The 588-nt window shown below is 69.4% G+C and carries 1 protein-coding gene; it reads right to left on the minus strand.

The annotated features are described in order from the left end of the window. Positions 1–92 precede the first annotated feature (92 nt). Positions 93–464 (minus strand): transposase, encoded by a 372-nt coding sequence (locus ACFXPL_RS03650; RefSeq protein ID WP_384911853.1) that lies wholly within the window; start codon positions 462–464, stop codon positions 93–95. Positions 465–588: the final 124 nt, after the last annotated feature.

Here is a 588-nt window from a genome sequence, read left to right on the forward strand (position 1 = left end):
CCAGGTTCGACAAGCGCGGCTACGTCTACCTCGGAACCGTCACCGCGGCCGCCCTCGTCATATGGCTCCGCTCATGATCGCCAGGACACTGCCTAGGCAGGAACCGTCCGTCTGCCCCGGCCGGGGTAGGCCGGGGTGCGCGGCTGTGTGTCCTCGGGCTGCGCGGTGGTCGTGGTCGAGATGCCCACCACGTAGTCGAGACCGCGTGTCTCCAGGCCGAGCCGGAAGACGGCGGTGTCCCCGTAGCCGCCGTCGGCGATGACCTGGGGCACTTCGATGCCCCAGGACCGTGTCTCGTCGATCATGTCGAGGGCCAGCTCGCCCGGGTGGCTGAGACAGTGCGTCGCCCCTGGGCCGCTGGACGGTTGCGTCTCGAATTCGAGCTGTAGCAGGGGCTCGATGCCGGTGGGGAGGACATCCAGCACGGATGCCTGCTCCGCGGGGCGTTCGGTGGTTCTGAGCACAAGCGTCGTCTCCGGGTCGAGGTTCTGCTGTTTCCATCGGCAACAGCAGGTGGAGCTGGTCGTCCAGGAGGTTTCCCGGAGTCCGGCAGGCCGGGGGCCGGGCCGGCCGGCACCCCGCCAAGGC

The sequence above is a fragment of the Streptomyces sp. NPDC059092 genome (assembly GCF_042756365.1).
Taxonomy (GTDB): domain Bacteria; phylum Actinomycetota; class Actinomycetes; order Streptomycetales; family Streptomycetaceae; genus Streptomyces.